We start from the raw sequence: 19,847 nt of genomic DNA, 5'->3' as shown, positions 1-19,847 counted from the left end.
AGAAAGGGGCAGGCTAGGCTTCGCTCGGCACGGGGGGCGCCGCGGCCGGGTGCGGGGTCAGCAGGTTCTGCGGCGGATGGGCCGGCAGCACGGGCTGGGTGTGTGAGGGCCGGGCCTGCTTGCCGATAAAGTCGGTCACGTATTCGGGTAGCACCCCGTTGAGCACCAGCTCGATGGGTGCGTGGGCAATACGCTTGATGTTGTCGAAGAGGGTGCGGTCGGCCGGGTGCCAGGCCCGGTCGGCCCGGGCGGCTACCAGCAGCAAATCCAGTTCCTGGAGCAGCGAAGCCGGGTAGGCCGATTCGAGCAAGGCCGGGAACTCGACGATAACGACCATGTTGGGGTGCACGGCCTTGCCCACAAAATCGGTCAGCGTAGCCCCGGGGGCAACGCCCTGCAGCGGCGAGTAAAACCGGGTGTCTTCGTCCGGCAGCAGCGGAATGCAATGGTCATTGGGAAACAGGGCCAGGGTTTTGATGCGCATCTCGCGCAGGCTGGCGGCCAGGGAGTTGCACACGGCCGTTTTGCCTTCCCCGCTCTGGCTGCTCAGCACCCCGATGACGTAGGGCTTGTCGGGGTGGCGCTGCTGCAGCTTGAGCAGCAGTTGCCGGCCCAGGTGGGCTTCGGCCCGCTTGGCATCCACGAGCTGCTGCGGGCTCAGGCCCTGGGTGCGGGGCAGTACACCCACGACCGGCAGCTTGGTGAGCCGGGTGGCCACGGCGGGCTGCTGCAGGGTCTGGTCCAGCATGCCAGTGGTAACCAGCGCGGCCCCGAGCAGCAGAAACGAGCCCAGAAAGCCTCCCAGCATCAGCAACAGGGTTTTGGACCCGTTCGCGTCCAGGGGCAGGTAGGGCGGGTCGACCACCCGCAGCTGGGAGGCCAGCACCCCGTTCTGCTCCGAAAGCTTGCTTTGCTTGAGGCCTTCCATCTGGGAGAGGTACTCCTTCTCGGCTACCTCTACCTCGCGCCGGATCTTGCGGATTTCTGCCCCCAACGGCACGAGCTTGTTGTACTGGCTGGCCGCCACTTCGCGCTGCTGGCGCATCAGGCCCAGCTGGCTGCGCAAGTCGGCCACCAGCAGGTTGTTTTTGGTGTAGTCGCTGAGCAAATCCTTCACGGCCACGCCCTGGGCCGAGTGGGCGTTGGCGTAGTAGCTGTTCACCGTCTCGCCGATGCGGTCCGACAGCTCGGTGGCCTGCCTGCGCAGGCTGGCCAGCCGCTCGTTGCTGCTGGCGCTGGGCTGGGCCTGGTTCAGCAGCTCCACTTCCGAAATCTGGCTGTTCAGGGCTGCGAGCTGGTTGCGCAGGCGAATAATCTCCTGGCTTTTCAAGTTCGACACGCCCCGCTTGCTCAGCGTGCCTTCCACCGACTTCAGGGTGGAGGAAGCGCCGGCGTACTGCATTTCCAGGGCGTTGTACTTGTCCAGGGCCAGCTGCCGCTCCTCGGTGGAGGCCACAATCTGCTTGTCGTAGTCGACGATATTGTGTTTCTGGTGAAACTCAAGCAGGCGCTGCTCGGCGGCCTGCAGGCGCTGCCGGGCTTTTTCCGCGGCCCCGTTGAAGTAGCCGATAACCGACTCGTTCTGCCCCGTAAACAGGGCCTGGTGCTTGCGAATGAAGACCTGGGTCAGAATCTCCAGGGTTTTCTGGACAACCACTGGGTCGGAGGCGTTGTACTCGAGCCGGATCAGGTCACTGTCTTTCACCCGCCCGGCCGTAATGCGCCACAGGGCTTCTTCCGAGTAGAGCGGGTCTTTGGAATTGATGAGCCGGTAGAGCGGGTTGGTCGGCGAGGCCTCGTAGGCGGCCAGCACCCGCCGGGTGGTTTCCTCCAGCGTGGGCCCGGTCAGGCGGGCTTTCAGCGCGGCCGGCAGCTGGGCGTAGGCCGAGTTCTGCGCCTTTTTGGCCGTTTGCCGGGCCGTGAGGCGGCCTAGCAGGCCGGCGTCGGGGCCGGCCGGGGGCGTGGGCCGGAGGCGGGTGCCCGGGGCATCCTGCAGCAGGCGCCAGGCCAGCAGGCGCAGGCATACTTCCTGGCGGGTGTCGCGGGCATTGATCAAGCTCAGCAGGTTGTCGAAGGCCGTAGCCGTGGCATTCCAGCCGCCGGCGCCGTTGTCGTTGTTGCCGCCCTCAATCTTGTAGCCCGAGGCAATGCCCGTGTAAATGACCGTGTCGGAAGTGTATTTTTTGGGCTGAAACCGGGTAAAGACGTAAATGGAGGCCGCCGTGGTGGCCGGAATAAGCAGCAGCAGGAGCCAGTGCCGCCGCAGCAGCCGCAGGAAGTCGCGTGGGGTCATTTTCGGAGCATTAACATCGTGATGGGCATGCCAATCAGCTCTTCCAAAAGCAGCTGGGCGGTGCGGTACTTACTTTTAGCTTCTTCCTGGGCCAGCAGGGCCTTGCCGTAGAAATCCATGGCGGCCATCTGCTCATCGACCTGAATTTCGCCGTCCTTGAAGCGCCGGTCGGCTATTTTGCGGCTCACGCTGGCCGACTGCAGCGCGTCCTGGTAGTGTTGCAGGGCGGTGCGGGCCAGGGCCAGCTCCTGGTAGCGGACGATGACAACCTGGCGGATTTCACTTTCCTTCTGCTGGCGCTCGGCCTGGGCCCGGCTCAGCACCAACTCCTGGCGGTGCACCGTGGTGCGGCGGCCGAAGAGCACGTCCAGGGGCGCTACCACGCTCAGGCCGGCCGAGTACTGGGCCCGGGCCCCCTGCGAGAAGGGGTTGAACTGGTAGACCTGGGCCGTGCCGTCGGACGCGGCGAAGTAGGGCAGTGTGCCGTAGTTGTAGCTCGAACTCAGGGCCAGCATATTCAGCGGCTTCTGGCGGGTCAGCTTCAGGTCCTGGCTGGCAATTTCCCGGCTGGCTTCGAGCTGGGCTACCTCGGCCGAGTGGCTGATGGCCGCTTCGTAGAGGCGGGGCAGCACCAGCTCGGGGGCGGCAAAAAACTCGGCCGCCACCAGCGTGGGCGCCGCCGGGGCCAGCACGCTCTGGGCCGGGGCCGGCCGGCCGGCCAGCAGCAGAAGCAGGAGGAGGGCTACAGCTTGTTTCATCAGACGTTCTCCTGTTGAAACAAGGCCGGTACGGTGCGCAGCAGAATGCGCAGATCCTGCTTGAGCGAGTAGGTGCGGGCATATTCCACGTCCAGGGCAATGCGTTCCTCTTCCGACATCGTACCCTTGCCCCGCTTGCTGACCTGCCACAGGCCGGTGATGCCCGAGGGCGCGCCGAAGCGGGCGGCAAACTGGTCGGTCGTCAGCTTTTCGGCCTCGTAGATGGGCAGGGGCCGGTTGCCCACGATGCTCATGTCGCCGCGCAGCACGTTCCAGAGCTGGGGCAGTTCGTCGAAGCTGGTATTGCGCAGAAAGGCCCCGAGGCGGGTAATGCGCGGGTCGTTGGCAATCTTGATGAAGGCAGCTCCCCCGCGGGCTTTTTTGCGCAACTGGTGCTGCCGCTCGCACACCAGGCGGCCGTGCTTGTCAATCAGCTGGCTGCGGCACTGGGGCCCGCAGGCGCAGGTGTCGTCGGCGGCCGGGGCCAGGGTGTCGGGCTCGGCGGCCTGGTACTGGTTCAGGTCTTTCATCGAGGCCAGGAGCTGGTCGGCATCGGGCCGCATCGAGCGAAACTTCCAGAAGCGGAAGATGCGGTAGCCCGTGCCCACGCGGTAGGAGTAGTAAAACACCGGCCCCCGCGACTCAAGCTTGATGAGCAGGGCCACTACGGCAAACAGCGGGAGCAGGCACAGCAGGCCCAAGGCCGCCACCACCACGTCAAACAACCGCTTCGACCAGGGCAGGGCCCCGCCGGTAGCGGCCGGGGCGGCCGGCGGGCGGCGGGTGCGGGCGGCCGGCCGCCAGGCAAAGCGCCAGCGGGGCAGAAACGGGGTTTTGTCGGCGGCCGGAGAATAGGGTTGGTTCAGGAGAGCTTCCATTCGGAGGGAGATGTTGGGGGTAAGACCAGGCAGAGAGGTGCAAAAGGCTGGGAATGGCTCCGATAGCAGAGCCCGGTGGGAGCAGAATGCGGCCGGGGAGCCTAGGCGCTGGCCCCTACGCGCTGCAGTATCTTCTGAATCCGGATTTCCAGTTCCTCCGGGTTAAAGGGCTTGACCAGGTAGTCGTCGGCCCCCTGTTTGAGGCACAGAATCTTGTTGCTGGTCTCGTCGGTGCCGGAAAGCACCAGAATAGGCGTGTTTTCGTGGGCTTCGTCGGCCCGGATCTGCTTGATGAAGTCGAGCCCGTTCATCAGGGGCATCTCGTAGTCGAGCACGATGGCCTCGGCCAGATTGCCGGCCCGCAGCCAGGCCAGGGCTTCCTGCCCGTTGGCGGTAAGAACCACGCGGTAGTCGTGGGAAAAGTAGTGGTCCAGAATCAGGCGAATGGCGGGCTCGTCGTCGATGACGAGCAGGTGCTTCGGGCCGCGGGCGGACTGCTTGGAGTTGGAGTGAAGCATAGAAAGTAGATTTGGTTCAACTGCACGGATTAGCCAATATTCTTCCGGCCGCTGGGCGGCCAGCGGGAGAAACTCGTGGGAAGGGGTGGGATGGGAGGGCCCAGGGGCCAGCTGCGCAGGTCGAAGCCGCAACTGAGCTAGGTCCCGACGGTAGGCAGGAGCAGGTAAGCTTTACTTAATTACAAAAAATGTTGATTAAAGCTTATTTGTGAACCCGGCATGCGGTTAGCAGGACTAGCCAGATCTTTGGCAGGTAGCCACGAGCAAAACTGGGATAAAGACCAGCTGGTGGGAGCGGCAGCTGGAATAGCGCGGGGGCAGCAGTACTCCGAAACGGGTCCGCACCAGGCGGGGTGCCTGGGGGCGCACTGTTTGGGCAACGGTTCAATTTACGTAATGATTTTTGAATCGGTTTGCATTAACCCACAGTGCGTTGAGTTTAAGGGTAACTACAGTTGGTCTTAGTAAAGCACTAACGCTTATTAGTTTTATGCCCGTAAGAGGGTCGTATTTTGACTATGTTAAGGAATATTAAATACTTGTTTTGTACAAAAAATTAAGTCATTGCAATCGTTTCAGTGGTAGCTTTTCCATTGTTCAAGCCAATAGCTGGGTTGTGAAAGTCACAGCCATTTGCGTGGTCACTTGGTGAACGCTACGGTGGAGTTGCAGGAGGTGCGAAGGGTCCGGATTTTTTTTAATTATCTCCTCAATTTTTTTTATTCCTGCCAGCGCCTCGGCTATCTGCAGGTTGCCAAACGTCGATTTAAGGCTATGCGTGAGTCGGGCCGAAGCCGGCCAGTCGTGCTGCCGCAGCAAGGTGTGCAGCTCCTCCATCTGCTGGGGTACGGTATCGACAAAGAGCTGCTGCATCTTGCGAATAAAGTCCGGGTCGTTGGCCAGTTTGCCCAAGCCCTCGAACCCGTAGGCGGGCTGGTCGGCGGTGGTTTCAAGCGTGGCTTCCTGCACCTGGGTACGGCCCGTGTTGCGGGCAATTACCTGGTAGAGGTTGTTTTCGTGGTAGGGTTTCACCAGCCAGTCGGTAAAGCCAGCGTGGGGGTAGGAATCCACGTCCGTTTTCAGCGCGTTGGCCGTCAGGGCCACAATGGGGGTGTACTGGTTGGGGCCCGGCGTGCGGCGTAGCTCGGCCGTCGCCTCCAGCCCGTTCACCTGCGGCATCTGAATGTCCATCAGAATCAGGTCGAAGGGCTGGTGCAGGGCCAAGTGCAGGGCCTGAGCGCCGTCGGCCGCCACTTCCGAGTCAGTTTGCCACTCCTGCAGCAGCGAGCAGGCCAGCAGCTTGTTGACCGGGTTGTCTTCGACCAGCAGTACCCGCAGGCCCCGCAGCAGTCCCGCGGGCAGGGCCTGCGGAGCCTCGAAGGCCGGGGCCGGGGCCTGGTCGCTCAGCGGGTAGGTCAGCGTTACGTAGAAGCGGCTGCCGCGCCCCGGCGCACTGTCGAGCCCGATGTGGCCGCCCTGCAGCTCTACCAGGTGCTTGCAGATGGCCAGCCCCAGGCCCGTGCCGCCGTAGAGCCGGGTGGTGGTGCTGGTAGCCTGGGCAAAGCTCTGAAAAACCTGCTCAAACTTCTCGGGGCTGATTCCGATGCCCGTGTCGGCTACGCAAAAGCGCACGGTTTGCTGCGCTTCGGCCGGCGCACCGACGGGCTCCACGCTCACGGTGATGGTGCCGGAGCTGGTAAACTTGATGGCGTTGTTGAGCAGGTTGACCAGCACCTGGCCCAGGCGCACAGCGTCGCCGGCTACTACGGGCAGGGGCTCGGCGGGCACGCAAGTGTGCAGCTGCAGGCCTTTCGACTCGGCTACCAGGGCCAACGAGCGGCTTACACTGCGCACCGTGTCGGCTACGTCAAAGGGCCGGCTTTCCAGGTCGAGGCGGCCGGCTTCCATCTTGGCAAAGTCGAGGATGTCGTTGATAACCACCAGCAGGCTGCCGGCATTGGTCAGAATCAGGTCCAGGTAATCGGCTTGCTGGGCCGAAATGGGCGTTTTTTTGAGCAGGCGGGCCAGCCCCACAATGCCGTTCATGGGGGTGCGAATCTCGTGGCTCATGTTGGCCAGAAACACCTCCTTGGCCCGCGCCGACTCCTCGGCCGCCTCGCGGGCCTGCTTCAGAGCCGTCACGTTGGAGGAAATACTGAGCAGGTACCGGGTGCCGTCGGGTTGCCCCAAAGGCTTTTTGATGGTATGATACCACGCCGGAACGGCCTCGGGGCCTAGGTGGCACTCTTCCACGCTGAGCGTGGTGCCCGTCGTCAGCAAATCCTGGTCCTGCTGCTGCTGCTCGGCGCTTTGCCAGGTCGGCATCTGGCTCAGCATCTCGGCCACGCGGCGCTGGTGCAGGCGGGCGTAGGCTTCGTTGGCCAGAATCAGCCGCCCGGCCTCATCCTTTACATAGATAGGGTTGGGGCTGGCGTCGATTACCTGCCGCACCAGCTCCCGCTCCCGTTCCTGGTGCCAGCTGAACTGCTGCTGCTGGGCCAGGCGCGCCGCGTGCTCCTTGTCGGCATTGATGTCGAGCAAAGTGCCCAGCAGCTGGCGGGAGGCGGTGGACAGGGGCGTGTGCTGCACCCGGAACCAGTGCCAGCGGCCGGCCCGGGTGCGCAGGCGCAACTCCAGGGCCGGCAGCCGCCGCGCGGGGTCCTGGCCGAGCAGGGCATAGTGGGCGCGCAGCCGCCGCCTGTCCTGCGGGTGCAGCAAGCCCAGCATCGGCCCAGGAGCGTCGAGATGCAGCACCCGGGCCAGCTGGTCGTTAAGCTGCTGCTCAGCGCCGGTGTCGGGCGTGTACAGGTACAGGGCCAGGGGAGCCACCTGCACCAACTGGTGGTATACATCAGGCGGGGGAGTGAGGGCCGCACCGGCGGTGGGCAGCTGGGCTTCGAGCTCGGTTACGCGGCGGCGCAGCGCCCGGATTTCTTCTTCGGCACTCATCGGACAGGAAGCGTTGGGCTGACTATAAGGTTAGCGAAAGGACCCGATAGGGCCCCGGCCGGCCCGCATTGGGTGGGCAAGAGCGTGAGCCGGAGCGGCAAAAAAGAGGCCCAGCGGGGCTGGCCGCCGGCCGGAGCAGGGTCAGGAACAGGGCTGCTGGCCCCGAGCCGGTGAATAAGGTAGTAAAACCGGCGGGCATTTGGCAAGTCGGCATACCGGATAGCCCCACGCCGCGGGCTGGGCGGGGCTATAGCGGAGCTACGTGGGCGGGACCACCCGCGAAGCAGAAATTAGCCCACCCAGCGTCCCAGGGCATACGTGTAGAGGTAGACAAACTGCAGCAGCAGGCTACTCCCGTAGAGCACCACCTGGATCCAGCGGGAGTGGGCCCGCAGCCACAGGGCCACGTAGCCCAGCAGCAAGACCCCGCACAACAGCCCCGGCACCGGCACGCCCAGCAGCGGGGGGCGCTGAATAAACGGAGCGGTGCTGAGCATGCCCAGCAGGGCAGCCAGCCCGACAACGGGCAGCAGGCACAGTCCCACGGTTTGCCACGACAGGGCCTGGCGGGGAATGAACTCGTTGAGCAAAATCAGGAAAAACGGGGTGCAGAAGACGTAGCGGTGCAGGCTCAGCAGCGACGTTTGTCCGGTGCTGGTCAAGGGCGCAAACAGGGTGGTGTGCAGGGCCGATAAGGCCACGAAAACGGCCGCGAAAATAACCTCGGGCCGGGGAGCAGGCCCCTGCCCCCGGCCTACCCGCCCCAGTTGGTAGAGCAGCCAGCCGCCGGCCAGCACCCCGACCAGCAGCGCCAGCCCATCGAGCAGGACGGCACCGTTACCGAAGCTGGTTAGGGGTAGGTGGGGTAGGCGCAGGCGGTGGTCCCAGCCGGCCTGCTGGGTTTTGTTGAAGGCAAACCAGACCCCGGTTTCCCACCATTGGTAGAGCACGACCGTAAGCAAACCCAGGGCGGGCAATAATCCCAGCCCCACCAGGCGCCCCAGCCGGGGAACCAGGCGGCCCTCACGCTGGGCCAGCCACCCGAAGACTTCTACCGCGGCCAGGGCGGGCACGTAGAAAAAGGAGGTGACGCGGGTGAGGCTGCCCAAAAACAAAGCGGCGGCCAAAGTCCCGGCCGGGCGGAAATTGTGCGCGACGCTGATGAGCACCAGGCTCGAGAAAAAGAAAAACAGCGCCTCGGTGTAGGGCAAATACAGAAACATGCAGGAGGGGAAGGCCGCGTAGAGCACCAGGGCCTCGGGGCGCAGGCGCAGGTAGCGCCGCAGCAGCCACACGGCCACCCCCGCCAGGGCCAGATTGAAAATGCTGATGCCGACGGCATTGAGCTGGGTGATATCCCACACCCACGGAAAGAAGGGAAAGAAGCCCGTGGAGCTCATGCCTCCCGGCCGGAAAAAATAGCCGTGCGCCTCAATGGAACGATACCACAGGGCATCCCAGCGTACCAGGCTGGTGGGTAGGTGCGGGGCCAAAGCCAATACGAGCAGCAGGCCAATGGTCAGGATGCCCTGACTGGTTAAGACAAGTTTTACCATGCGCTCCATACAAGGGTCGGGGATAGGGTACCAGGAAAGTCGAAGGGAGTAGCTTGCGGGCGGCCGGCAAGGCCGGTACTAGGAGGCTGGCGCGGTGGGGGAAGCGCAGCACGGGCTTGGCTAACAGCTCTTTGGTACGTAGGCAGTCGTTGGCGGTTGGCGGCCTGGTGAAATTTTCTTATATAAATAATTATACTGCTGGTAAAGCCGAGCTTAGGCGCCTTGGCTGCAGCACCACGGGGGACGTCTGCCGGAAACCCGTAGATACGGCGTTTCAATCGATTTAGTCGCCCATACTCAACCCGCCGGGCCGCTGTTAATTTTGGGGGTAGCTGGGCGGAACACGGCTTTCGGCTGACCACTCACCCTGCTTAAATTCTATTTTCAACAAACGTTTGCATCTATGTCTGCTTTCCTTCCGGTAGAACGGGCCATTTCCTTTACTGCTGCCATGGTGGCTGCGCTGCGGGCAGGGCGCAAAACCGTGACCCGCCGCCGCTTTGCCAGCCACCTCCCGATGCAGGAGCGGCCCTTTAGCTACCAGTACCTGGGAATGGAGGCCGACACGGCCCGGCTCGGGCGGCGCACAGCGGGAGCCGCCCCGCCGCCCGAGCGGGTTGTCTGCCCGTTTGGGCGGCCCGGCGACCGGCTGCGCGTGCTCGAAGCCCCGGAGCTGCTGCTGGAAATCGTGCGGGTGGGGGCCGAGCAGCTCCAGAGTATCACCGAAGCCGAAGCCCGGGCGGAAGGCGTAGAGCCCGCCCCGGGGGCCGCCGGATCGGCGCGGGCAGCGTTCCAGGCTCTTATCGACTCCATTTATCCCGGGGCCTGGCTTCGCAATGAGTGGGTCTGGGTCATCGGGTTCCGGTTGGTGGGGCCGGAAGAGGCTGCTGCGCCTAAGTGAGGTTGGGTGCGTAGGCCGGGTTCTGGCATTGCGGCTCCGGGCCGGCCGGGGTGGGTTTGCATCCTAGCAAATCTGCCCTAGCCCAGGCCCCAACCCCGTTGGTCGGACCAGGCCCCGGGCTAGGGCAGGGCCAGCCAGCACGGGGTGGCCGGCATGCCCAGCGGCGCAGGCACGGCGCAGGCCGCCGATACGGGCGCGGCCGGGAATGGTGACGCAAAAGCACTGGGGCTGTTGGTCAGGGCGGCAATACGGGACGCCGAATGTAGCGGAACCCCCGGGGTGTAGGTGGCAGTTGAACCCGGGACAGAAGGCTGACTGAACGGGGAGGAAAAAGGTGTCATCGAAAAAAAAGACCGGTTACCCGGCGGGCTACTCAGCCCCGGCCCCGGTTGATTGCAGGCTCTTAAACGAGTCGGCGGACTTGTTTGCTCCCGGATTTATACGGTTTTTCTGCCTGGGCAAACCCGTAATTGCAGTTCCGTATGCTTCCAGCCGGCCGATAACCAAGTGGCCGAAGCTGGGGTTTAAGGACTGTTGGTTCTGCCTGCTCGCCCGTACCGAAGCCCCTGTATGACTCCCCGCTTTCTTTTCGCCACCGGCATCGAAAACAGTTACCCCACCATTCAAAACGGGCGTGTGCGCGTGGATGAGATGGAAAAGTGCGGCCACTATACCCACTGGCGCAAAGACTTTGACCTGGTGCAGGAGCTGGGCATCAGTTTTCTGCGCTACGGCCCGCCTATTCACACCACGTGGCTGGGGCCGGGCCAGTACGACTGGTCATTTGCCGACGAAACCTTTGGCGAGTTGGGCCGCCGCAACATTGCGCCCATCGTCGACTTATGCCATTTTGGGGTGCCCGATTGGCTGGGCAACTTTCAGAACCCGGATTTTCCGGTCCTCTTTGCCGACTATGCCCGCGCCTTTGCCCAGCGCTTTCCGTGGGTGCAGCTCTACACCCCGGTCAACGAAATGTTTATCTGCGCCGTGTTTTCGGCCCTCTACGGCTGGTGGAACGAGCAACTGACTACCGACCAAGCCTTTGTAACGGCCCTGAAGCACATTGTGAAAGCCAACGTGCTGGCCATGCAGGCCATCAACCAAGTGCGGCCCGACGCCTTGTTTATTCAGAGCGAGTCGTCAGAATACTTTCACGCCGAAAATCCGCAGGCTATCCGGGCGGCCGAGCTGATGAATGCCCGCCGCTTTTTGTCGCTGGACTTAAACTACGGCCGCCGGGTGGAGTCGGAAATGTACGAGTACCTGCTCGACAACGGGATGACGCGCGAGGAATACCATTTCTTTATGCACAACAACCTGCGCCACCAGTGCATTATGGGCAACGACTACTACAAAACCAATGAGCACCGGGTGCGGGCCGATGGCAGTACTTCGGCCTCGGGCGAAGTATTCGGCTACCACGTCATCACCCGCCAGTACCACGACCGGTACCGGCTGCCCGTGATGCACACCGAAACCAACCTCCACCAGGGCCCCTGCGGCGACGAGGCCGTGAACTGGCTGTGGAAGGAGTGGGCCAACGTGCTGCGCGTGCGCAACGACGGAGTGCCTATCATCGGCTTCACCTGGTACTCGCTCACCGACCAAGTCGACTGGGACTCGGCCCTGCGCGAAAACCGCGGCAACGTGAACCCGCTGGGCCTCTACGACCTGGACCGCAACATCCGGCCCGTGGGTCAGGCTTACAAGCAACTTATTCACGATTGGCGGCAGGTGCTGCCGGCCCAGAGCGTGTGCCTGCAGGTGCCCATCGTGATGCCCCACGAAAGCACCCAGCAATGGGCCCGCCTACAACAGGACGAAGCCCAGGCCTCCGACCAGGATGCCTCCACGGCTCCGGCCAACGTGGCCTCTGCCGAAGCGGGCTAAAGAGGCCTTCCGAGTGCTTGAACTTGTTCAGGCAGGGGGTAGGCATACTGCTTTGAGAGCTGGCGTACCCAGAGCTGTATGCCGCGGGTGTACAGGGTCTCTTCATGGGTGGCAAAAGTAAGCGCTGGAAAAAACAACAGGCTTTCCTGCGCCAGGAAAGCCTGTTGTGGTGCCGTGGCAACAACGTCGTGCGCCAGCCGTTGTAGCGCTACTTGGCTTTCGACATGGAAAAGGGCGCTGCGTCGGCTCTGGTGCCGCGGCTCGTATTGGGCGTGGCACGCATGTCGAATTCGAGGGTGGCACCTTGCAGCAGCTCCTCGTGGCTCAGGTAGTTTTTGTCGTACACCTTACCGTTCATCTTCAGCTGGTTCACGTACCGGTTGTCGGGGGAGTTGTTGCTGGCGTTCAGCACAATGTCCTTGCCCGAGGGCAGGTGCAGGGTGGCCTTGGGAAATAGCGGCGCGCCGAGCACGTACTGGTCGGTGCCGGGGCACACGGGGTAAAAGCCCAGGGCCGAAAACACGTACCAGGCCGAGGTTTGCCCGTTGTCTTCGTCGCCGCAGTAGCCGTCGGCCGTGGGTAGGTAGAGCCGGTTCAGCACCTCGCGCACCCAGTACTGGGTTTTCCAGGGCTGCCCGGCGTAGTTGTAGAGGTAGGGCATGTGCTGAATGGGCTGGTTGCCGTGGGCATAGTTGCCCATGTTGGCAATCTGCATTTCCCGGATTTCGTGGATTACCTCCCCGTAGTACGATTCATCAAACACCGGGGGCAGGGTAAAAACGGTGTCCAGCCGGGCCACAAACTTTTCCTTGCCGCCCATCAGATCCACCAGGCCCTGCACGTCGTGAAACACCGACCAGGTGTAGTGCCAGCTGTTGCCCTCGGTGAAGGCGTCGCCCCATTTAAAGGGGTTGAAGGGCTTCTGGAACGTGCCATCCTGGTTTTTGCCCCGCATCAGCCCGGTTTCCTGGTCGAACAGGTGGCGGTAGTTCTGGCTGCGCTTGGCGTACAGGTTGATTTCCTTTTTCGGCCGCTTCAGGGCTTTGGCCAGCTGGTAGATAGTAAAATCATCGTAGGCGTACTCCAGGGTGCGGGCCGCGTTTTCGTTGATTTTCACGTCGTAAGGCACGTAGCCCAGCCGGTTGTAGTACTCCACCCCGGCCCGCCCCACGGCCGTTAGGGGGCCGGCGTTGTCGGCCCCGTGGGTCAGGGCCTCGTAAAGCACGTTCATGTCCTGGCCCCGGATGCCTTTGAGGTAGGCGTCGGCCACTACCGAGGCCGAGTTGTTGCCCACCATCACGTTGCGCAGGCCCGGGCTGGCCCATTCCGGCAGCCAGCCGCTTTCCTTGTAGTCGTTGGCCAGGCCCTGCTGGATTTCCGCGTTTACGTCGGGGTAGAGCAGGTTTAGGAAGGGAAACAGGGCCCGGAAGGTGTCCCAGAAGCCGGTATCGGTGTACAGGTAGCCTGGCAGCACTTCCCCGTTGAAAGGGCTGTAGTGCATCACCCGGCCCGTGGCATCCAGCTCATAAAGTTTGCGCGGAAACAGCAACGAGCGGTAGAGGCAGGAGTAGAAGGTGCGGCGCTGGTCGGGCGTGCCTCCCTCCAGCTCGATGCGCCCCAGGGCCTTGTTCCAGGCCGCGCGCCCCTGCTGGCGAATGGCGTCGAAGTCGTTGCTGCCAATTTCACGCAGGTTCAGCTCGGCCTGCTCGCGGCTGATAAACGAGGAGGCTACCCGGACATTCACCTGTTCTCCCTTGCGCGTTCGGAACCCGACTACGGCTCCCGCGTGGTCGGCCGTTACTGCCAGCACCCCGTTTACCAGTTTCTTGTCCTGGTACAGAGCCGTGCTGGTAAAAGCGTGGTCAAACTCGAGCACGAAAAAGTTCTTGAAGTTCTTGGGCACCCCGCCCCGGTTGCGGGTGGTATAGCCTATGATTTTGCGTTGATCGGGTAGCACCTGCACATGCGAGCCCTTATCCAGCGCATCGAGCACCACGTAGGCGCTGTCGGTTTTAGGGAAGGTGAAGCGGAAACGGGCGGCGCGCTCCGTGGGCGCAATTTCGGTTACCACGTCGTGGTCGGCCAGGTACACGCGGTAGTAGTTGGGTTCGGCTACTTCGGCCTTGTGGGAAAACCAACTGGCCCGGGCATCCTCGTCGAACACCCGCTGGCCGGTAATCGGCATCAGCGCAAACTGCCCGTAGTCATTCATCCAGGGCGAAGGCTGGTGGGTTTGCTTGAAGCCCCGCAGCTTGTCGGCCGAGTACTGGTAGGCCCAGCCACTGCCCATCTTGCCGGTCTGGGGCATCCAGAAGTTCATGCCCCAGGGCAGGGCCACGGCCGGATACGTGTTGCCGTTTGATAACTCGGGCTTGGAATCCGTGCCCATCAGCGGACGTACCCACTGCACGGGGTCCGGGTCGGCGGGAGCTACTTGGGCCGGGGCCAGGTGGGCGGCCAGCAGCAACAGCGCCGTAAAAGCGGCAAGACGTGTAGACATTCGGTTGGGGAAAAAGGCAAATCACCAAGGAGAGCGCCGTACGGAAGCGGCCCGCTGGTAAGAATACTACTTGCCGCGTAGTTTTCCCAGAATCCCGAGTGAAAGCAGACGTAGGCCCCGGCCGGCCAGGGCAACCCTAGGCCGCGCCTGTTCAATAACTTGTTTTTGCGCAGGTATTCGTGCCCTAGTCGTTGCCCCGGGTGCGGCCGCCATCCAACAAGCTATGCCAGCGTTACCTTAGTGTTAGGATTTGGCAGGAGATTGTGCTAACCCAAGCCTTGCCAGCGCAGGCGGCAGTGGCTGCCAGGAGGCCACTTTCTCGGTTTTGCCCAAAGGCCCGGAAAATAAAAAAGGCCTTCCTGCAGTAGGAAGGCCTTTTTATGTAGCGGGGACGAGAGTTGAACTCGTGACCTCAGGGTTATGAATCCTGTGCTCTAACCAACTGAGCTACCCCGCCCTGTTTGGTGGTGCAAAGGTAATGACAAGATTTCGACTGTCGCAAGCCTTGTGTAAAAAAAAAGCCGTGTATATTGGCTCAGCCCATGTAACGACCTGACGTGGAACCTCTCCCTTTTTCCTGTTTTTGTTTTGCTTATGCCGCTTTCCGCTACTCGTTCCAAACACCGTTTTACGGTTGAACTCCCCGTAAACGCTTCTCCCAAAATTCTCTACCCGTACCTGGCCTCGGCGTCAGGGTTGTCGCAGTGGTTTTGCCAGGATGTGCGCATCGACGAAGACCACCGCTACAATTTTATCTGGGACAACCAGCCTCACTACGCCGAAATGAATTCCCACCGCACCAACCGCTCGGTGCGCTACGTCTTCCTCGACCACAATAAGCGGCATACGCCCGATGCCAATTACCTGGACTTTAGCCTCGAAGAGTCGCAGCTGACCCAGGAAGTGTACCTGCGCGTTATCGATTACAGCGAAGAAACCGACGACATTGAGCTGCAGGAAATGTGGGAAAGCCTGATTCTGAAGCTGCGCGAGCTGGTGGGCGGCTAAAACCGGAAAAATAAACTTGGGGGAGTGAGAGCAAAACGAGTTCTATCTTCGTTTGTCTTTTGCTCCCCCGCGGCGGCCACACTGGGTGCCGGGCAGGGGAGTGCCTGTCATGAAAAAACTCGATAAACTGATCCTGCGGGCCTTTGCCGGGCCTTTCTTCCTGACCTTTGCCGTTGTGCAGTTCATCCTGCTCATGGTCACCCTGCTCAAGTACATGGATGACTTGATTGGGAAAGATCTGGGCTGGGAGGTTATTGCCAAGCTGATTTTCTTTTTCAGCGTTATCACGATTCCTACGGCCCTGCCCCTGGCCGTACTGCTCTCGTCGCTGATGACCTACGGCAACCTGGGCGAGCACCACGAACTGACGGCCATCAAGAGCTCGGGCATCTCGTTGACGCGCATTCTGCGCCCGGTCATGATTGTGAGCGTGCTGCTGGGCGGCCTGGCTTTCTGGTTCAACAACCGCATCGTGCCCAGCGCCAACCTCGAAACCTTCAGCCTGCTCTGGGACGTGCGCCAGCAGAAGCTGGCCCTGGATATTCGGGAGGGGGTCTTCTACAACGGCCTGCCGGGCTACACCATCAAGGTTAATAAGAAGGAAGGCGAGAGTGGGGACCTGCTCAAGGGCGTCATGATCTACGACCACACCAACGGGCGTGGCAACTCCACCGTTATTCTGGCCGATTCGGGCCGCATGTTCACCCGCTTTGGGGGCAGCTACCTGGGCCTGGAACTCTTCCACGGCCGTACCTACGTCGAGCAGCCCGACTCCCGCGACCGGGCCGGGGCGAGCTTCATCCGCCAGGGTTTCGACCGTAACCTGATTACCTTTTCCCTGGCCTCCTTCGATTTGGGCCGCACCCAGAAAGAGCTGTTTTCGGGGAATAAGATGATGAAGAATATTCCCCAGCTCGAAGAGTACACCGACTCGCTGCACAACCGCCTCGTAACCGAGCGTGAGCAGTTCCCGCGCCAGCTCAACCCGTATTACGTCTACCTGCGGCTCGACACCACCGGCCAGGCCCTGAACCGCCGGGTGGAAAGCTGGCAGGTGCCGCCCACGAAGCTGCCGGTACTCAACGCCAGCCTGCTCGATCAGGCCGAAAACCGGGTCCGCAACCTGCGTACCTACGTGGGCAGCTCGTCCGAGCACATGAGCAACCTGGCCAAGGAAGCCGGAAATTTTCGCATCGAAATCTACCGCAAGTACACCCAGTCCATTGCCGTGCTGCTCATGTTTTTGATTGGCGCACCGTTGGGAGCCATCATCAAAAAAGGCGGCCTGGGTATTCCTGTGCTGATTTCTATTGTCTTCTTTATCGTCTACTACGTCCTGTCCATCATCGGGGAAAAGTACGGTCGCGAAGGGGTAATGCCCGTGGGCGCCGGCATGTGGATGGCCACGGCCCTGCTGCTGCCCGTGGGCCTGTTTTTCCTCAACCAGGCCCGGCGCGACTCCGGCCTGTTGGAGACGGATATCTGGGGCCGGCTGTTCCGCAAAATCAAGCTGCCCTTTCGCGGGTATAAGAAGGCCGTTTAGCGGGCAGGGAGTAGGAATGGGCTCAGGTGCTACTGTGGGGAATGCAAAGAATGTATCCCGGCGAGAAGGCACGAGGAAGCCACCCGTCCACTGAAAGAAGCGGAATCCTCTACTAGGAAAAGCCCTACCCTCTGAGCAGAGGGTAGGGCTTTTGGCTAAAAGGTCACTGTGTACGGGCCGCAAAGGAGGGCTTCGTTTCTGCTTCAGGCGCGCAATGCTCGCCAGGGCGCGCCTTTGGCCTTGGCACCTTGGCTCATTCTCCCCAGTACTATATTTCCTGCGTGCCCCTCGCATATTCCGCTTTAAATCCTTACCTTTGCGGCCACCCCGAGGTGCGGGGTGACTTTTTTCTTTTCATATTTAATCTAAGACGGGGAAAACCTATCTGCCGATGAAACTCACTACCGAAATTAAGCAGGAAATTTTCGCGAAGAATAGCCTGACCAAAAGCGCAACCGATACGGGTTCGGCTGAATCGCAAATTGCCCTGTTTTCGCACCGCATCAACCACCTGACCGAGCACCTGAAGGTGAACAAAAAAGACTTCTCGACCCGCCTGGGCCTGCTGAAGCTCGTGGGTAAGCGTCGCCGTCTGCTGGACTACCTGCAGCACCGCGAAATCAACCGCTACCGCGCAATTATTAAAGAGCTGGGTATCCGCAAGTAACCTCGCCCTAGTGGAGCAGGGAGCCTTTTTACGAAGGTTCCCTGCTCTTTTTTTGGCCTGACTGGTAACGAATCGGTGCCAGTGGGTTGTTGCCCTTTCGATTCCCAATACCCAGAGCAAAACCAGGCCCGCCGCCGGCCCTGGTTTTTCCAGGCTGCTCGCCCGCTGTCGCTTTTTCAAGCAAACTGAGAAGATGCCCAATTACACCGCTATTACCAAGAGCGTTACCCTGCCCGATGGTCGGCAGATTTCCATCGAAACCGGCAAACTGGCCAAATTCGCGGATGGTGCCGTCGTCGTGCGCCTCGGCGACGCCATGCTGCTGGCTACCGTCGTGTCGCAGCCCAGCGCCCGCGGCGACGTGGATTTCCTGCCCCTGTCGGTTGATTACCAAGAAAAGTTCGGCGGCGCCGGCAACATTCCCGGCTCGTTCCAGCGCCGCGAAGGCCGCCTGTCGGACTACGAGATTCTGGTCTGCCGTATCGTAGACCGTATTCTGCGCCCGATGTTCCCCAAGGACTATCACTACGAGGTGCAGGTGATGATTACCCTGATTTCGGCCGATAAGACCGTGCAGCCCGACGCGCTGGCCGCCTTGGCCGCCTCGGCTGCCCTCTCGATTTCGGATATTCCCTTCGCCGGCCCTATTTCGGAGGTTCGCGTGGCCCGCATCGACGGCAAGCTGCAGATCAACCCCCTGACGGCCGACATTGCCCGCGCCGACATCGACCTCATTGTGGGTGCCACCGCCGACTCGGTCGCCATGGTGGAAGGCGAGATGAACGAAGTGAGCGAGGAAGAAATGGTGGAAGCCATTGCCTACGCCCACGAAGCCATTAAGGAGCAAGTACGTGTGCAGTTGGAGCTGGCCGCTGAAGTGGAGAAATCCCACGTGAAGCGCGAGTACCCCAAGTACGAGGAAAACGACGAGCTGAAGCAGCGTATCCAGCAGGAAGTATACCAGCAGGCGTACGAGGTAGCCAAGTCGGGCAACACCAGCAAAGCCGGCCGCAAGGAAAGCTTCAGTGCTATCAAGAAGTCGCTGACCGAGAAATTGCTGGAAGAGCAGCCGGAGTTGGACATGAAAATGTTCGGCCGCTACTACTCGTCGGCCGAGAAGAAAGCCATCCGCGACATGATGATTAAGGAGCGCACCCGCCTCGACGGCCGCGCCCTGACCCAGATTCGCCCCATCTGGAGCGAGGTGAACTACCTGCCCGGTGCCCACGGCTCGGCCTTGTTTACCCGCGGTGAAACCCAGTCCCTGACCACAGTGGCCCTGGGCACCAAGCTCGATGAGCAGATCATCGACACGGCCATGACCTCGGGCTACAGCAAGTTCATGCTGCACTACAACTTTCCGGCCTTCTCGACCGGTGAAGTGAAGCCCAACCGCGGCCCCGGCCGCCGCGAAATCGGCCACGGCAACCTGGCCCAGCGCTCGTTGAAGAAGGTAATGCCTTCGGACGACGAGAATCCCTACACCGTGCGCATCGTGTCGGACATCCTGGAGTCGAACGGCTCGTCGTCGATGGCCACGGTGTGCGCCGGCTCGATGGCTTTGATGGACGCGGGTATTCCCGTGCGCGCCGCCGTATCGGGTATTGCTATGGGCCTCGTGCAGGACAAGGAAACCGGCGAATACGCCGTGCTGTCCGACATCCTGGGCGACGAGGACCACCTCGGCGACATGGACTTCAAAGTAACCGGCACCGAGAAGGGTATCGTGGCTTGCCAGATGGACATCAAAATCCAGGGCTTGAGCAGCGAAATCATGACGGCTGCCCTGCACCAGGCCCGCGAAGGCCGCCTGCACATTCTGCGCGAAATGGCCAAGACCATCAGCCAGCCCGCCGCCGAGCTGAAGCCTCATACGCCCCGCTCGCACAAGATGCTGATCGACAAGGAGTACATCGGCGCCGTCATCGGGCCCGGTGGCAAAGTCATCCAGCAGATTCAGAAGGACACCAACGCCACGGTTATTATCGAGGAAAAGGACGAGAAAGGCCACGTGAGCATCTACGCTTCCAACCAGGAAGACATGGAAGCTGCTATCAGCCGCATCCGCGCCATTGCCGCGACGCCCGAGGTGGGCGAGACCTACAAAGGCAAGGTGCGCAGCATTCAGCCCTACGGGGCCTTCGTGGAAATCATGCCGGGCAAAGACGGCCTGTTGCACATTTCCGAGGTGTCGCACGAGCGGCTGGCCACGCTGGAAGGCGTGCTGGAAGTAGGGCAGGAAATCGACGTGAAGCTGTTGGATATCGACAAGAAAACGGGTAAATACCGTCTCTCGCGCAAGGTGCTACTGCCTAAGCCCGAGCGTGCTGCCAGCAGCAACGGCGAAGCGCAAGCCTAACCATTTTCCTGCTGTAGAACTTTCGCG

14 protein-coding genes and 1 tRNA gene are annotated in these 19,847 nt (G+C 61.6%); 6 read left to right on the top strand and 9 right to left on the bottom strand.

Going from position 1 to position 19,847, the window contains the following annotated elements; genetic code table 11:
• Window positions 1-13: 13 nt before the first annotated feature.
• The 6 genes from E5K02_RS04115 to E5K02_RS04090 form a co-directional block, all read right to left on the bottom strand.
• Window positions 14-2,293, bottom strand: coding sequence for a GumC family protein (locus E5K02_RS04115; RefSeq protein WP_135392341.1), 2,280 nt, complete (start codon window positions 2,291-2,293; stop codon window positions 14-16).
• Window positions 2,290-3,051: a TolC family protein gene (locus tag E5K02_RS04110; RefSeq protein WP_135392339.1), complete on the bottom strand. Its 762-nt coding sequence runs from the start codon at window positions 3,049-3,051 to the stop codon at window positions 2,290-2,292. Before E5K02_RS04110 ends, E5K02_RS04115 begins: the two co-directional genes overlap by 4 nt.
• Window positions 3,051-3,929 carry a sugar transferase gene (locus E5K02_RS04105; protein WP_135392337.1) on the bottom strand — a complete coding sequence of 293 codons (879 nt, stop codon included), beginning with the start codon at window positions 3,927-3,929 and terminating at the stop codon, window positions 3,051-3,053. The genes E5K02_RS04110 and E5K02_RS04105 overlap by 1 nt, the downstream gene beginning before the upstream one ends.
• Window positions 3,930-4,030: 101 nt before the next feature.
• Window positions 4,031-4,447, bottom strand: a complete 417-nt coding sequence (locus E5K02_RS04100) for a response regulator transcription factor (RefSeq protein WP_135392335.1) — start codon at window positions 4,445-4,447, stop codon at window positions 4,031-4,033.
• A 597-nt stretch (window positions 4,448-5,044) separates the two neighbouring features.
• Window positions 5,045-7,396 (bottom strand): PAS domain-containing hybrid sensor histidine kinase/response regulator, encoded by a 2,352-nt coding sequence (locus E5K02_RS04095; protein ID WP_135392333.1) that lies wholly within the window; start codon window positions 7,394-7,396, stop codon window positions 5,045-5,047.
• Between the two features lie 290 nt (window positions 7,397-7,686).
• Complete coding sequence (locus E5K02_RS04090; protein ID WP_135392331.1) at window positions 7,687-8,952, bottom strand: hypothetical protein; 1,266 nt, start codon at window positions 8,950-8,952, stop codon at window positions 7,687-7,689.
• Between the two features lie 403 nt (window positions 8,953-9,355).
• On the opposite strand from E5K02_RS04090, the gene E5K02_RS04085 reads away from it, so the two are divergent.
• The gene (locus E5K02_RS04085) at window positions 9,356-9,853 is read left to right on the top strand and encodes an ASCH domain-containing protein (RefSeq protein ID WP_135392329.1); all 498 of its coding nucleotides are present in this window, start codon (window positions 9,356-9,358) and stop codon (window positions 9,851-9,853) included.
• A 119-nt stretch (window positions 9,854-9,972) separates the two neighbouring features.
• Here E5K02_RS04085 and E5K02_RS04080 read toward each other — a convergent pair whose 3' ends face one another.
• A complete protein-coding gene (locus tag E5K02_RS04080) occupies window positions 9,973-10,194 on the bottom strand; it encodes a hypothetical protein (RefSeq protein ID WP_135392327.1) in 222 nt (73 codons plus the stop codon).
• Window positions 10,195-10,423: 229 nt separating this feature from the next.
• Between E5K02_RS04080 and E5K02_RS04075 the strand changes: the two genes are divergently transcribed.
• The gene (locus E5K02_RS04075; RefSeq protein WP_135392325.1) at window positions 10,424-11,743 is read left to right on the top strand and encodes a family 1 glycosylhydrolase; all 1,320 of its coding nucleotides are present in this window, start codon (window positions 10,424-10,426) and stop codon (window positions 11,741-11,743) included.
• A 208-nt stretch (window positions 11,744-11,951) separates the two neighbouring features.
• On the opposite strand, the gene E5K02_RS04070 is transcribed toward E5K02_RS04075, so the two are convergent.
• Both E5K02_RS04070 and E5K02_RS04065 read right to left on the bottom strand, forming a co-directional pair.
• Window positions 11,952-14,243 carry a GH92 family glycosyl hydrolase gene (locus E5K02_RS04070; protein ID WP_135392323.1) on the bottom strand — a complete coding sequence of 764 codons (2,292 nt, stop codon included), beginning with the start codon at window positions 14,241-14,243 and terminating at the stop codon, window positions 11,952-11,954.
• Between the two features lie 383 nt (window positions 14,244-14,626).
• A tRNA-Met gene (locus E5K02_RS04065) sits at window positions 14,627-14,700 on the bottom strand.
• A 137-nt stretch (window positions 14,701-14,837) separates the two neighbouring features.
• Here E5K02_RS04065 and E5K02_RS04060 point away from each other — a divergent pair.
• The 4 genes from E5K02_RS04060 (at window position 14,838) to pnp (ending at window position 19,820) form a co-directional block, all read left to right on the top strand.
• Window positions 14,838-15,251, top strand: coding sequence for an START-like domain-containing protein (locus E5K02_RS04060; protein ID WP_135392321.1), 414 nt, complete (start codon window positions 14,838-14,840; stop codon window positions 15,249-15,251).
• A gap of 109 nt (window positions 15,252-15,360) precedes the next feature.
• Window positions 15,361-16,794, top strand: coding sequence for an LptF/LptG family permease (locus E5K02_RS04055; protein WP_135392320.1), 1,434 nt, complete (start codon window positions 15,361-15,363; stop codon window positions 16,792-16,794).
• Window positions 16,795-17,185: 391 nt separating this feature from the next.
• On the top strand, window positions 17,186-17,461 hold the full coding sequence (gene rpsO / locus E5K02_RS04050) for a 30S ribosomal protein S15 (protein WP_135392318.1): 276 nt from the start codon (window positions 17,186-17,188) through the stop codon (window positions 17,459-17,461).
• A gap of 193 nt (window positions 17,462-17,654) precedes the next feature.
• Window positions 17,655-19,820, top strand: a complete 2,166-nt coding sequence (gene pnp / locus E5K02_RS04045) for a polyribonucleotide nucleotidyltransferase (protein WP_135392316.1) — start codon at window positions 17,655-17,657, stop codon at window positions 19,818-19,820.
• Window positions 19,821-19,847 lie beyond the last annotated feature (27 nt).

The organism is Hymenobacter metallicola, assembly GCF_004745645.1.
GTDB classification, from domain to species: domain Bacteria; phylum Bacteroidota; class Bacteroidia; order Cytophagales; family Hymenobacteraceae; genus Hymenobacter; species Hymenobacter metallicola.
This window is presented reverse-complemented; position numbering and strand designations above follow the sequence as displayed.

Coding starts and splice junctions, on each gene's coding strand:
- E5K02_RS04070 (WP_135392323.1), bottom strand. CDS start 14,243: ATGTCTACACGTCTTGCCGCTTTTACGGCGCTGTTGCTGCTGGCCGCC.
- E5K02_RS04105 (WP_135392337.1), bottom strand. CDS start 3,929: ATGGAAGCTCTCCTGAACCAACCCTATTCTCCGGCCGCCGACAAAACC.
- E5K02_RS04090 (WP_135392331.1), bottom strand. CDS start 8,952: ATGGTAAAACTTGTCTTAACCAGTCAGGGCATCCTGACCATTGGCCTG.
- E5K02_RS04095 (WP_135392333.1), bottom strand. CDS start 7,396: ATGAGTGCCGAAGAAGAAATCCGGGCGCTGCGCCGCCGCGTAACCGAG.
- rpsO (WP_135392318.1), top strand. CDS start 17,186: ATGAAACTCACTACCGAAATTAAGCAGGAAATTTTCGCGAAGAATAGC.
- E5K02_RS04100 (WP_135392335.1), bottom strand. CDS start 4,447: ATGCTTCACTCCAACTCCAAGCAGTCCGCCCGCGGCCCGAAGCACCTG.
- E5K02_RS04075 (WP_135392325.1), top strand. CDS start 10,424: ATGACTCCCCGCTTTCTTTTCGCCACCGGCATCGAAAACAGTTACCCC.
- E5K02_RS04110 (WP_135392339.1), bottom strand. CDS start 3,051: ATGAAACAAGCTGTAGCCCTCCTCCTGCTTCTGCTGCTGGCCGGCCGG.
- E5K02_RS04080 (WP_135392327.1), bottom strand. CDS start 10,194: ATGACACCTTTTTCCTCCCCGTTCAGTCAGCCTTCTGTCCCGGGTTCA.
- E5K02_RS04060 (WP_135392321.1), top strand. CDS start 14,838: ATGCCGCTTTCCGCTACTCGTTCCAAACACCGTTTTACGGTTGAACTC.
- E5K02_RS04085 (WP_135392329.1), top strand. CDS start 9,356: ATGTCTGCTTTCCTTCCGGTAGAACGGGCCATTTCCTTTACTGCTGCC.
- E5K02_RS04115 (WP_135392341.1), bottom strand. CDS start 2,293: ATGACCCCACGCGACTTCCTGCGGCTGCTGCGGCGGCACTGGCTCCTG.
- pnp (WP_135392316.1), top strand. CDS start 17,655: ATGCCCAATTACACCGCTATTACCAAGAGCGTTACCCTGCCCGATGGT.
- E5K02_RS04055 (WP_135392320.1), top strand. CDS start 15,361: ATGAAAAAACTCGATAAACTGATCCTGCGGGCCTTTGCCGGGCCTTTC.